The 12,880-nt window shown below is 29.6% G+C and carries 12 protein-coding genes; 8 read left to right on the plus strand and 4 right to left on the minus strand.

Annotation, left to right across the window (positions count from 1 at the left end):
- Position 1: 1 nt before the first annotated feature.
- A complete protein-coding gene (locus GQS58_RS08780) occupies positions 2-436 on the minus strand; it encodes an RrF2 family transcriptional regulator (protein WP_166384940.1) in 435 nt (144 codons plus the stop codon).
- 148 nt (positions 437-584) lie between these two features.
- Between GQS58_RS08780 and nirK the strand changes: the two genes are divergently transcribed.
- The 8 genes from nirK to GQS58_RS08820 all read left to right on the plus strand — a co-directional run bounded on the left by nirK (position 585) and on the right by GQS58_RS08820 (position 9,502).
- On the plus strand, positions 585-2,039 hold the full coding sequence (gene nirK / locus GQS58_RS08785) for a copper-containing nitrite reductase (protein WP_166384963.1): 1,455 nt from the start codon (positions 585-587) through the stop codon (positions 2,037-2,039).
- Between the two features lie 18 nt (positions 2,040-2,057).
- Complete coding sequence (locus GQS58_RS08790; RefSeq protein ID WP_166384965.1) at positions 2,058-2,828, plus strand: formylglycine-generating enzyme family protein; 771 nt, start codon at positions 2,058-2,060, stop codon at positions 2,826-2,828.
- A gap of 4 nt (positions 2,829-2,832) precedes the next feature.
- Entirely contained in the window at positions 2,833-3,549 is a 717-nt protein-coding gene (locus GQS58_RS08795; RefSeq protein ID WP_166384967.1) for an SCO family protein, read from the plus strand.
- A gap of 1 nt (position 3,550) precedes the next feature.
- Complete coding sequence (ric, locus tag GQS58_RS08800; protein ID WP_166384969.1) at positions 3,551-4,273, plus strand: iron-sulfur cluster repair di-iron protein; 723 nt, start codon at positions 3,551-3,553, stop codon at positions 4,271-4,273.
- Between the two features lie 156 nt (positions 4,274-4,429).
- The gene (locus GQS58_RS08805; protein ID WP_166384971.1) at positions 4,430-6,226 is read left to right on the plus strand and encodes a hypothetical protein; all 1,797 of its coding nucleotides are present in this window, start codon (positions 4,430-4,432) and stop codon (positions 6,224-6,226) included.
- A 311-nt stretch (positions 6,227-6,537) separates the two neighbouring features.
- Positions 6,538-7,044, plus strand: a complete 507-nt coding sequence (locus GQS58_RS08810) for a c-type cytochrome (RefSeq protein WP_166384973.1) — start codon at positions 6,538-6,540, stop codon at positions 7,042-7,044.
- A gap of 490 nt (positions 7,045-7,534) precedes the next feature.
- Positions 7,535-8,191 (plus strand): DUF5020 family protein, encoded by a 657-nt coding sequence (locus GQS58_RS08815; protein ID WP_166384975.1) that lies wholly within the window; start codon positions 7,535-7,537, stop codon positions 8,189-8,191.
- Between the two features lie 15 nt (positions 8,192-8,206).
- A complete protein-coding gene (locus GQS58_RS08820; protein ID WP_166384977.1) occupies positions 8,207-9,502 on the plus strand; it encodes an NCS2 family permease in 1,296 nt (431 codons plus the stop codon).
- 75 nt (positions 9,503-9,577) lie between these two features.
- On the opposite strand, the gene GQS58_RS08825 is transcribed toward GQS58_RS08820, so the two are convergent.
- The 3 genes from GQS58_RS08825 to GQS58_RS08835 all read right to left on the minus strand — a co-directional run bounded on the left by GQS58_RS08825 (position 9,578) and on the right by GQS58_RS08835 (position 12,825).
- The gene (locus tag GQS58_RS08825) at positions 9,578-10,810 is read right to left on the minus strand and encodes a uracil-xanthine permease family protein (RefSeq protein WP_166384979.1); all 1,233 of its coding nucleotides are present in this window, start codon (positions 10,808-10,810) and stop codon (positions 9,578-9,580) included.
- Positions 10,811-11,062: 252 nt separating this feature from the next.
- Complete coding sequence (locus GQS58_RS08830; protein ID WP_166384981.1) at positions 11,063-12,334, minus strand: adenylosuccinate synthase; 1,272 nt, start codon at positions 12,332-12,334, stop codon at positions 11,063-11,065.
- A 41-nt stretch (positions 12,335-12,375) separates the two neighbouring features.
- The gene (locus GQS58_RS08835; RefSeq protein WP_068452590.1) at positions 12,376-12,825 is read right to left on the minus strand and encodes a Fur family transcriptional regulator; all 450 of its coding nucleotides are present in this window, start codon (positions 12,823-12,825) and stop codon (positions 12,376-12,378) included.
- Positions 12,826-12,880: the final 55 nt, after the last annotated feature.

The following is a 12,880-nucleotide window of genomic DNA, read 5'->3' on the forward strand; positions in this document are numbered from 1 at the left end:
GTTATAAAGTATTTATAATATTATTATTTTTCACATACTCCATAGACATTTCTAAAATGGATTTCTTTTTTAATTTAGAAATTAATTTGTCTTTAAATGGTACATATAATTGATGAACAACACAAGGGTTAGTATCGCTGCATTCTGATTGTCCTAAATAACATTCATTAAATTTTTCTACTCCATCAATACAATCTATAATATCTAATAAGGAGTTTTTTTCATTAGCTTCTGTTAAATAAAATCCTCCATGAGGTCCTTTTACAGAGCTTATTATATTTTTTTTAGTTAATTCTTGTAAAGTCTTGGCTAAAAAAGGTGCAGGCATGGTTAAATCATTTGCAATCTTTTTAGAGCCAATTTTATTATCTACACTCGCTTTTTCGGTAAGATAGAGTACTGCTCTTATAGCATATTTACTTGAATTTGATAACATTTTATATTTTTTGTAAAAATATAAAGATAAAACTATCTTTTAGTATGATAAATATCATTTATTTTTTTAAAGAAGATTAATAATTTTGCTTCATAATAAAGGATTAAAAAGTCTTTTATTGTAACTAAACCTAAAAATCGAAACAAAAATGAAATTATTAAAAGCAGTGTGCATACTATTTGCAGGAAGTTTACTTCTTATTAATTGTAAGAGTGAACCAAAACAAGAATTAGCTAAAGTAGATAGTTCTAACATTTATATAAAAGGAACTATGGAAGCAGAATTAACTTCGCCTCCTTTTGTGCCCGCTCCAATAGGAGATAGAACGGCTAAAAAGTTATTAGTTAATATGGAAATTCTTGAAAAAGAAGGAACCATGACAGATGGCGTACAATATGTTTACTGGACATTTGGTGGTTCTGTTCCAGGAAGCTTTATAAGAACTAGAGTGGGAGATGAAATAGAATTTACATTATCTAATCATCCAGATAATAAATTACCACATAATATAGATATGCATGCGGTAACGGGACCTGGAGGTGGAGCAACCTCTTCTTTTGTGGCTCCTGGTCATAATAAAACGTTTTCTTTTAAAGCATTAAATCCTGGTTTGTTTGTATACCACTGTGCTACCGCACCTGTTGGAATGCATATTGCAAACGGAATGTATGGTTTAATTTTGGTGGAACCAGAAGGTGGTTTATCAAAAGTAGATAAAGAATATTATATTATGCAAGGGGACTTTTATACCAAAGGAGCTACCGATGAAAAAGGGCTACAACCTTTTGATATGACAAAAGCTATAAAAGAAGATGCAGATTATGTTGTCTTTAACGGTAAAGTGGGGTCATTAACTGGTGATAATGCAATTACAGCAAATGTTGGCGAAACGGTTCGTTTATTTGTAGGTAATGGTGGTCCAAACTTAACATCCTCTTTTCATGTTATTGGAGAAATTTTTGATAAAGTACATGTAGAAGGTGGAGATTTAATAAATACAAATGTACAAACTACATCAATTCCTTCTGGTGGTGCAGCAATTGTAGAATTTAAAGTAGAAGTACCCGGAACATTTATTTTAGTAGATCATGCTATTTTTAGAGCGTTTAACAAAGGTGCTTTAGGAATGCTAAAAGTATCTGGAGAAGAAAATAAAAAATTATATTCTGGAGTAAAACAAGAAGGAATTTATCACCCAGAAGGAGGTACTATTCAAACAATGCCAAATGATAATAAAGAAAAAGTGGCTGTGAATACTGCAGAAAAACCTTTGGCTAAAAAAATAGCAGATGGTAAACAAGTTTACATGACTACTTGTTTTGCTTGCCACCAAGGAGAAGGACAAGGAATACCGAATGCATTTCCTCCTTTAGCAAAATCAGATTATTTAAATGCAGATGTTAAAAGAGCTGTTGGTATTGTGTTACATGGTAAAACAGGTGAAATTACTGTAAACGGAAATAAATATAACAGTGTAATGACAAGACAAACACTTACCGAAGTAGAAGTGGCAGATGTACTTACTTATGTATATAATTCTTGGGGAAATAATAAAACCAATGTTACAGTAAACACAGTAAAAGAAGTAAAAAGCAGCCATTAATAACCTCAATTAAATACTATGAAAACTATTTTAAGATTGACAATTTGTTTATTTCTACTTAATGCAACCAATACAAGTTGTCAATCTAAAATGGTACAAATAAAAGGAGGAGAATACATGCCTTTATATGGTAGAGATTCTATGAATGTTAAGATTAATGATTTTTTAATGGATGTGTATCCGGTTACAAATAAAGAGTATATAGATTTTGTAAAGAAATTTCCAAAATGGCAAAAAAGTAAAGTCATAAAATTATTTGCTGATGGAAGTTATTTACGAGATTGGAAATCTGATACTATTTTAGGTGAAAATCAAAAAGAGCAATCTCCAATAACTCAAGTATCTTGGTTTGCGGCAAAAGAGTATTGTGAATGTCAAGGAAAAAGGTTGCCAACAGTAGATGAATGGGAATATGTAGCGATGGCTAATAAAAACATACCCGATGCTAGAAAATTAAAGGAATACAATGCCTTTATTTTAGGTTGGTATGAAAAACCAAAGAGTTTTAACCAAACAATAGGATCTACTTTTAAAAATTATTGGAAAGTATATGATTTACATGGTTTGGTTTGGGAGTGGACTTCAGATTTTAATTCGGTGTTAATTTCTGGAGAATCTAGAAAAGATGTAGATACAGATAATAATCTATTCTGTGGAAGTGCAGCCGTAAATGCAACAGATTTAATGAATTATGCTGCTTTTATGAGGTACGCAATTAGAGGAAGTTTAAAAGCAAAATATACCATGAAAAACCTAGGTTTTAGATGTGTAAAAGATACTAAAAAATAGAAAAATGAAAACACTTAAATACATATTGTTATTGGTTGTAACAGCAACATTATTAAGTTCTTGTAATTCATCTACTTCTAAAGAAAGTAGTAAAGAGGAGTACCAATGCCCCATGAAATGTGAGGGAGATAAAGTATATGCAGAAGAAGGTGTTTGTCCTGTTTGTGAAATGAAATTAAGGCCAACATCAAAAGTGATAAAAAAGGTTTTGTCTACTATGATTTCTGATGAATCTATTTTTAACCTAACCTCTAAATGGAATACACAAGATGGTAAGGAAATAGCGCTAAAAGAACTAAAAGGTAAAACTTTGGTAATGGTAATGATTTATACCACTTGCAAAGCTGCTTGCCCAAGGTTAACAGCAGATATGAGAAATATTGAAGAAAAAATTCCAACAGATTTAAAAAATGATGTTGCATTTGTTTTGGTAAGTATAGATCCAGAAAATGACACTCCAAAAAAGTTGAAAGAGTTTGCTAAAGAAAATTTTATAGACAACAAACAATGGACTTTATTACAAGGTACAGAAAGTGGTGTTAGAGAGTTTGCGAATGTTTTAGCTGTAAAATACAAACAAATTTCTCCATTAGATTTTTCACACTCTAACATTATCAGTGTTTTTAATCCGGAAGGAGAATTGGTACATCAACAAGAAGGATTAGGAGTTGATAATAATGAGACTATTACAAAAATTATAGAAACAGTTAAAACATATTAAAATGAAAATTACAAAAGATAATACAGTAGCAGAAGTAGTAACTTACAATATAAAAACAGCAGATGTATTTAAAAAACACGGAATAGATTTTTGTTGTGGAGGAGGAATTTCTATAGAAAAAGCATGTAAAAAGCACAATGTTTCTTTTGAAGAAATGGAGCAAGAACTATTAAATATAAATACCCCAACCTCTAATGCATATAATTATGATAGTTGGAAGCTAGATTTTTTGGTAGATCATATTATAAACATTCACCATGCTTATGTAGAAGAAAGTACTCCAATAATATTGCAATATGCCGCTAAAGTGGCTAAAGTTCATGGACATCATTATACCGAAGTTGTAGAAATTAATAAACTTTTTATTGAGGTAGCACAAGAATTAGCAGCACATTTAAAAAAGGAAGAACTTATTTTGTTCCCTTTTATTAAAAAGTTAGTAAAAGCAGATTTAGAAGGAGTAAAAGTGAATCAACCTCATTTTGGAACCGTAAACAATCCAATAGCAATGATGGAAGAAGAACATGAAAGTGCTGGTGATATCTTAAAGGAAATTAAAAAACTTTCTAATAATTATACACCACCAGAAGGAGCTTGTAATACATTTAAGGCGTTGTATGCTAAATTAGATGAGTTTGAGCAAGACTTACATCAACATATTCATTTAGAAAATAATATTTTGTTTCCTAAAGCCATTCTATTAGAGCAAAAAAATAAAGAATAAGAATATTTTATATCTAATATATCGTTTAAAAAACTGAGTGTTATTTGTTTAATGCTTAGTTTTTTTTTCTTCTAATGATATTAATCATGTTTTTTAAAGGCAGATACATATAAATTGCAAGCTTAATTAAATTTAGTTAAACATTTAAATTAAACAATGAAAAACGCACATTCATTTCACATTCCTGTTATGGGAATTGGGTTTACGATAGATTCTCCTTTAAAAGTAGCACAATTTGGTATAGATTCTGTTATTTCTTTAGTGGATGATATTTTAGTAGAAAAAATGCGAAAAATTTACAGCGAAAAATTTGAAATACCATATAAAGAAATTTCAGATAAAGTTGATGATTTTAGAGCAAAGAGAATTACTTCTTATTTAGATTTATTACATGATCAAACAGAAGAAAAGTTCAATCAATTAAAGAATATTACTTCAGAAAAAAGTAAAGCTTTAATGGATTATATTCATATGTTACCAGAATATTCTTCATTAAGGAAAGAGTTTTTAAAACTGACAGAAGAAGGCGTAGATTTTTCTAAGCTGAAAGATTGGGCTACTAAAAACTTATCAATGGGGAGTATTGATGTCAATATTATGACTAAAATTGATAAAGGAAATTATGTAGATAAAGAGTTATTACCTATTGAATATAATGATGCACATGCTGCATTAAGAGGATATTCTAACAGTAAATTATCTTCCTCTTTAATTCTATCTGCTGGTATGAACCCAAGGTTATATACTTACATGAGTAATTTTGATGATTTTTTTCCGGATGTAAACGGAAATATTAAAAAGAAGATTATTTTAAAAGTAAGCGATTATAGATCTGCATTTATACAAGGGAAATTTTTGGCTAAAAAAGGATTATGGGTTTCTGAATATAGAGTAGAATCTGGATTAAATTGTGGTGGACATGCTTTTGCCACGGATGGTTTTTTAATGGGACCTGTTTTAAAAGAATTTAAAGAAAACAAGGAAACTTTAATCAATCAAACGCAAGAATTAATGCAGCAAGCTTTAAAAGATGCAGACCGTATAATTCCTGCCAAAGATTTAGAACTTAAAATAACAACGCAAGGTGGTGTTGGTACTGGTGAAGAGCATTCTTTTTTATTAGAAGAATATCAATTAGATTCTGTAGGGTGGGGAAGTCCATTTTTATTGGTTCCGGAAGCAACAAGTGTTGATGAGAAAACGGTAGCACAATTGGCAGAAGCTAAAGAACAAGACTTATATTTAAGCAACAGCTCTCCATTAGGAGTTCCTTTTAACACATTAAAAGGAAATACAAAAGATGTACAAAGACAAATGCTAATAGATAAAGGAAGACCAGGTACTTCTTGTCCGAATAAATTTATCGCTTTAAATCATGAATTTAAAGATACAGGTTTGTGTACTGCATCTAGAGAGTATCAACATTTAAAACTAAAAGAAATAGATGCTTTAGAAATTTCATCAGAAGAAAAAGAAGAAAGAGTAAATAAAGTTACTGAAAAATCATGTATTTGTGTTGGTTTAGGTACATCAACTTTAATTTTGAATAATTTAAGTACCAAGAAAATTGGAGAAGGGGTTTCTGTTTGCCCTGGACCTAATATGGCATATTATGATAAAATAATGAGTTTATGTGATATTACAGACCATATTTATGGAAGAAAAAATATGATGACCAGAACAGATAGACCAAATGTTTTTGTAAAAGAATTATCTCTTTATATTACCCATTTACAAGATAAAGTAAATGAAGCAAAAGCTACAATTGATAAAAAACAATTAAGAACTTTAACTAAGTTTAAAAAGAATTTAGAAGCCGGAATTGAGTATTATAATGAATTATTTTTAGTGAAAAAAGAAGCTTTTAAAGATAGCAAAGAAGCACTTTTAACTTCACTTAAAATAGAACAACAAAAACTTGTTTTAATAGGTGTAGAAATAGAGAATTTATAAGGAATAATATTTATCATAAAAAAAGCCTCTTTTAATATTAAAAGAGGCTTTTTTTATGTTTATTAATAGAGGAGATATAATAATTATAAATATTTTTTAAATCATTAATTATAAGGTGATTAATGTGGTTTTTTTCTGAGTAAAAAGTTTTTTTTATAAAAGATAATAAAGTCTTTAAATATGATAACTGTCATGTTTTTTTGCAGACTACTTTTTTAAATTTGTTAGTAGTAATACAAGTCAAATAATAAAAAATATACTAAAAACGAGTACTTACAGAAAATAACAATTAACCTTTAAATACACCAAAAATGAAAATAAGAAATTTAATCGCTTTGTTTGCAATACTATTATTAATTAGTTGTGGAGGAGAAGAAAAAAAGAAATCTACAAACGACTTACCAACTAAAAAAGCAGCTGTAAAAAAAGCTCCGGAAAAAGAAACCAAAACTAAAGTAGTAGAAAAAGAAGAGATAACAATAGATTTAAATAACAAAGGAATTGGTCCTGTAAAGTCTGTTACTCTAGATGGGACTATTGATCAAAAAATGGCAGAAGAAGGAAAGTTAATATTTAAAAGTAAATGTTCTTCTTGTCATAAAGCTAATAAAAAATTTATAGGGCCTAGTCCTGATGGAATTTTAGAAAGACGCTCTCCAGAGTGGGTAATGAATATGATTTTAAATCCAGAAGAAATGGTTAAAAAAGATCCAATAGCAAAGGCTTTGTTAATTCAATTTAAGGGTGTGCCAATGGCTAATCAACATTTATCAGAAAAAGAAACTAGATTAATTTTAGAATATTTTAGAACATTATAAATTTAGTTTATATCAATATCCTCTTATAAGGCAATATTTTTAGAATATCTTGAATATTTTATATAAAAAGCATCTTTCACTCATTTGAAAGATGCTTTTTAGTTTATCATAAATTAGTGCTATATCTAATATTGCTTACTTAGAGTTGTACAAGAAATAACCTTGATTGTTTTGTATAATATGTATTTGTAATTTAAAGATATAAGGTGTTGTTTTTTAGTGATTTAATTGTTGGATTAAGGTTTGAAATTCTTTTTATAGAAAGTGATATTATTAAATTTTATTAAGAGGTGTTTAACATGTTAAAGAATAAAACTTATTAACATTTTTTTATTTCACTTCTTAATTTTATGTTTAACCTTTTTAAAGGCTGATTTATAGGTGATTACCTATAATGAATTAAAAGTATATTGTTTATAATTGAACTATTTATAAAAGGCTGTTTTCTACATTTTAAGGTAAGTTTAACGCTTAATTTTAACTTATTATAATGAAAAAAATTACTACTCTTTTTGCTCTTTTTACCGTTGTAACTTTAAGTGCTCAAAATTTTCAAAGTCACTATGATTTAGCTCGTGAACATGTAACGTTAACTTTTGAAATGTTTAAACCCGATAACTACGGAAACACTTATACTTTTACTGATTTTGATTTTAATGCAGACAATGGAATTAGTCAAGCATATTTTGAAATTGCACGTGTTTTAAAAACTGAAAAAATGCCAGTTGGGTTACATATTGAATATAATGGTGGATTAGGAACTTTTGAAAGGGGTACAGGTTTAAATGGTTATACCATAAATAATGCTTGGATTTGTGGAGCTAATTATGGTAAGTCAAATGCCGTTTGGGGATTTTCTACTTATGCTGGTTACAAAACATTTAAAGGCACCAGTAAAGGAAACTACCAAGTAACAGGAACTTGGTATTGGAATATCATTGCTAATAAATTAACTTTTTCTGGATTTGCAGATCTATGGTCTGAAAATGGACTAAGTGATAAAACGGTATTCTTATCAGAGCCTCAATTATGGTATCATTTAAATAAAACATTTTCTGTAGGAGGTGAGCTTGAACTGTCAAATAATTTTGCTGGTACTTATGCATTTAAAGGAAGACCTACTTTAGCTGTAAAATGGAACTTATAATTAAATAACGAAAAGATGTTAGATAAATATTTTAAAATTACCGAAAATAAATCAACTTTAAGAACGGAAATTATTGCAGGTATCACTACGTTTATGACAATGGTTTACATTTTAGCTGTAAATCCAAGTATTTTAAGTGCAGCTGGTATGGACAAGGATGCTGTTTTTACAGCAACAGCCTTATCTGCAGTAATTGCAACATTAGTAATGGCATTAGTAGCTAAATTACCTTTTGCATTAGCACCAGGAATGGGGCTGAACGCTTTTTTTGCATTCACTGTAGTTTTAGGAATGGGGTATACATGGGAATTTGCTTTAACCGCAGTATTTTTAGAAGGAATTGTATTCTTATTATTAACAGCGTTTAATATTCGTGAATTGATTGTAAATTCAATTCCATTAAATTTAAAGCACGCAGTATCTGTTGGTATTGGATTATTTATTGCTTTTATAGGTTTAAAAGGAACTGGTGTAGTTGTAGATAATTCTGCAACATTAGTAACTTTAGGGAATATGAAAAACCCGGCAGTTTGGGTAGGATTAGCAGGTGTATTAATTATTGGTGTTTTATTAGTAAAAAAAGTGAAAGGAGCCATTTTAATCGGAATTCTATCTTCTACACTTATCGGATTAATTGTTGGCGTTACTGTTATTCCAGAAAATTTCACATTCGTGAGCTTACCTCCATCAATTGAACCTATCTTTTTTAAGTTTGATTTTTCTCAAGTATTTACAATAGATATGTTAATTGTATTATTTACATTCTTATTTGTGGATATGTTTGATACCGTTGGAACCTTAGTAGGTGTATCTTCAAAATCTGGAATGTTAGATGAACAAGGAAGAGTACCAAGAGTAAAGCAAGCATTATTTGCAGATTCTATTGGTACATTTGTAGGTGCAATTCTAGGAACTTCTACAGTAACAACCTATGTAGAAAGCGCTGCTGGTGTTGCGGAAGGAGGAAAAACAGGTATGACCGCTTTAACGGTTGCTATTATGTTTGCGCTTTCTTTATTTTTTGCACCAATATTTATGATTATCCCTGCTGCTGCAACAGCTCCAGCTTTAATAATTGTTGGTTTAATGATGATAACACCTATTACAAAAATTAATTTAGAAGATTTTACAGAAGCAATTCCTGCATTTTTCACTATTATTATGATGCCATTAACGTATAGTATTGCGGAAGGAATTGTATTTGGTATGTTGTCTTTTGTACTGTTAAAATTATTTACAGGAAAATATAAAGAAATAAAGCCTATAATGTATGTAATTTCAGTGTTATTCATAATTAAGTTTATGATGTAATTCTAAAAATTAAATATAAAAAAAGCCTTTTAGAAATATTTCTAAAAGGCTTTTTTTATATAAATTAAAATGGATTTATTCTTCGTGACTTCCTTTTATAGGTGTTGATTTTTTTGGTAAAATTAAGTTTAATACTACACCAACAATTGAAGCGAGTCCTATTCCTGCTAATGAAAAATTACCATAAGAAATTTCAGCTCCTCCAATACCAATGGTTAAAATAATAGAAACAATTACTTGATTTCTAGTTTTGCCAAAATCGGTTTTAGCGTCTACTAATGTTTTAATTCCAATACTGGCAATCATACCAAATAAAAGTAGCATAATTCCTCCTAATACAGCTTGTGGTATGGTTTTTAGTATCGCGCTTATCTTTCCAACTAATGAAAAAACGATGGCCGTTACAGCAGCAATTCGTAACACACGAGGATCCACAATTTTAGTTAAAGCAACAGCTCCCGTAACTTCAGAATAAGTGGTATTTGGTGGGCCTCCTAAAAAACCTGCAAAAGCAGTTGCTACTCCATCTCCTAATAATGTTCTATGTAATCCCGGATCTTTTACAAATTTTTTGTTTGCAACACCACCAATGGCGTACATATCGCCAATATGTTCAATAATAGGAGCGATAGCAACAGGAATCATATAAATGATGGCTCCCCAATTAAATTCTGGTCTTGTAAATTTTGGCAGCACAAACCAAGCAGCTTCATTAACGGATGTAAAATCTACCAATCCAGAAATTATAGAGATAAGGTATCCAACAACAATTCCTATAAAAATAGGAATCAATTTTACAAGCCCTTTAGAATAAACAACAATAACAATAGCTGTAACTAATACAGAAAGAGCAATAAGCCAGTTTGTTTTAGCCATATTAACTCCAACAGGAGCTAGAGATAAACCAATAATCATAATTACGGGACCAACCACAATAGAAGGGAATATTTTTTCAATAACCCGTAATCCCCACAGTTTTATAATTGCAGATACAATTCCGTATACCAAACCAACAGCAATTAAACCCCCTAAGGCTCCTGCATAACCATATAATTTAGTAGCAGCTATAATTGGAGCAATAAAGGCAAAGCTACTACCTAAAAAGACAGGGACTTTTCCTTTTGTAATTAAATGAAAAATTAATGTTCCAACGCCTGCGGTAAATAAGGCAACAGATGGGTCTATATCTATTAATAGTGGTACTAATACAGTTGCTCCAAAGGCAACAAATAAAAATTGAATTCCAACAAGAGTTCTCTTGAAAGGGTTGTCTAGATTAATGGTTTCTAGGTCTTCTGTATTTGGCATTATTCGTGTTTTATTTTTTTTTAAAAGTAATCATAAAAATTAAATTAAAGAAGCGTACTCTTAGAGAGTTGTAGATAGTAACATTAGTGATCATTTACATATAAAAAGGACACTAATAGAGTTATCAATGATGTTAAAAAATAGAAAGCATGTAAATAAATATTATAAATAAAAAAAGGTAGTGATATTAAATCACTACCTTTTTTTTATAAATTATATAACGCTATTTTAGAACGTCACAATTATAGATTATTATCTAGTGATTGTTTGTTTTCTATCTGGTCCTACAGAAACGATAGATACAGGAACTCCTGTTTCTTTTTCAATAAAAGCAACATAGTCAAGTAAATTCTTAGGTAATTGATCTGCAGAAGTCATTTCTGTTAAATCTTCATCCCAACCTTTAAACTCAGAATAGTTTACAGAAACATTTTCTGGTTCAATATTGTATGGAAAATGACTAATTTCTTTTCCTTTATAATTATAAGATGTACATATTTTTAATGTATCAAATCCAGATAAAACATCACCTTTCATCATCATTAATTGTGTAACACCATTAACGTCTACAGCATATTTTAAGGCAACTAAATCTAACCAACCACAACGTCTTGCTCTACCTGTTGTTGCTCCAAATTCATGACCAATTCTTGCCATGTCTTCACCATCTTTATCAAATAATTCAGTAGGAAAAGGACCAGAACCAACACGAGTAGTGTATGCTTTAAAGATTCCAAAAACTTCACCAATTCTATTTGGTGCAACACCTAAACCAGTACAAGCACCGGCTGCAGTAGTGTTAGAAGAAGTAACAAAAGGATATGTCCCAAAGTCAATATCTAATAAAGAACCTTGCGCTCCTTCTGCTAAAATGGTTTTCTTGTTTTTTATAGCTTGGTTTAAAAACTCTTCACTATCAATAAATTCTAAAGTTCTTAATTTATCAATTCCTTTAATAAATTCTGCTTCTAATTCTTTTAAATCATATTCTACCTGAACATCAAAGAAATCTAGCATTTTAATGTGCTTTTCTGTTAAAGCATCATACTTTTCTTTCCAGTTGTCTAGTTCTAAATCTCCAACTCTCATTCCGTTTCTACCGGTTTTGTCCATATAAGTTGGACTAATTCCTTTTAATGTAGAACCAATTTTAGCTTTTCCTTTAGAAGTTTCTGAAGCAGCATCTAATAATCTATGAGTTGGTAAGATTAAGTGTGCTTTTCTAGAAATTAATAATTTAGAAGTATAATCTATATTGTGTTTGTCTAGATTTTCTAATTCTTTTTTAAAGATTACAGGATCAATAACTACACCATTTCCAACAACGTTTAAAGCCGTTTTGTGAAAAATTCCAGAAGGAATTGTGTGTAAAACATGTTTATGTCCATCAAAAATTAAAGTGTGTCCTGCATTTGGTCCACCTTGAAAACGTGCAATGATATCATAGTTTCTTGTAAGTACGTCTACAATTTTACCTTTTCCTTCATCTCCCCATTGTAATCCTAGTAATAAATCTACAGCCATTATAGTTGTGTTAATTATTGTTTATTTTGTTATGATGTTAATTAAGATTTGTTCTTTTTTGTTCCGTAAAAGTAAAGTGAATGATTATGAATATCAATATCAAAAACGTCTTCTATGGTTTTTTTTATAATTTGAATTCGTGGATCACAAAATTCTTTTACTTCTCCAGAATCTGTAAAAATAACGTGGTCATGATTTTTATCGAAATAACTTTTTTCATAACGCGCCATAGATTGCCCATCAAACTGATGTTTTCTAACTAAACCGCAATCTAAAAGTAAGTCTATTGTATTATAAAGTGTAGCTCTACTAACTCTATAATTTTTATTTTTCATTTTTATATATAGAGATTCTATATCAAAATGTTCTTCTGCCGCATATATTTCTTGAAGAATAGCATAGCGTTCTGGAGTTTTTCTATGCTTATTTTCGCCTAAATATGTGGTGAAAACTTTTTTTACTACTTCTTGATTTTCAAGAGAACTACTCATTTAGATTTATTTTTTACAAAAAGCAAATTTACAGTTATTTCTTAATTAAATACCA

Origin of the sequence: Polaribacter sp. 11A2H (genome assembly GCF_011379025.1) — a bacterium.
Taxonomy (GTDB): Bacteria; Bacteroidota; Bacteroidia; order Flavobacteriales; family Flavobacteriaceae; genus Polaribacter.

Excerpts from the sequence above, each read along its gene's own strand:
- GQS58_RS08780 (WP_166384940.1), bottom strand. The coding sequence starts at position 436 with ATGTTATCAAATTCAAGTAAATATGCTATAAGAGCAGTACTCTATCTT.
- nirK (WP_166384963.1), top strand. The coding sequence starts at position 585 with ATGAAATTATTAAAAGCAGTGTGCATACTATTTGCAGGAAGTTTACTT.
- GQS58_RS08790 (WP_166384965.1), top strand. The coding sequence starts at position 2,058 with ATGAAAACTATTTTAAGATTGACAATTTGTTTATTTCTACTTAATGCA.
- GQS58_RS08795 (WP_166384967.1), top strand. The coding sequence starts at position 2,833 with ATGAAAACACTTAAATACATATTGTTATTGGTTGTAACAGCAACATTA.
- ric (WP_166384969.1), top strand. The coding sequence starts at position 3,551 with ATGAAAATTACAAAAGATAATACAGTAGCAGAAGTAGTAACTTACAAT.
- GQS58_RS08805 (WP_166384971.1), top strand. The coding sequence starts at position 4,430 with ATGAAAAACGCACATTCATTTCACATTCCTGTTATGGGAATTGGGTTT.
- GQS58_RS08810 (WP_166384973.1), top strand. The coding sequence starts at position 6,538 with ATGAAAATAAGAAATTTAATCGCTTTGTTTGCAATACTATTATTAATT.
- GQS58_RS08815 (WP_166384975.1), top strand. The coding sequence starts at position 7,535 with ATGAAAAAAATTACTACTCTTTTTGCTCTTTTTACCGTTGTAACTTTA.
- GQS58_RS08820 (WP_166384977.1), top strand. The coding sequence starts at position 8,207 with ATGTTAGATAAATATTTTAAAATTACCGAAAATAAATCAACTTTAAGA.
- GQS58_RS08825 (WP_166384979.1), bottom strand. The coding sequence starts at position 10,810 with ATGCCAAATACAGAAGACCTAGAAACCATTAATCTAGACAACCCTTTC.
- GQS58_RS08830 (WP_166384981.1), bottom strand. The coding sequence starts at position 12,334 with ATGGCTGTAGATTTATTACTAGGATTACAATGGGGAGATGAAGGAAAA.
- GQS58_RS08835 (WP_068452590.1), bottom strand. The coding sequence starts at position 12,825 with ATGAGTAGTTCTCTTGAAAATCAAGAAGTAGTAAAAAAAGTTTTCACC.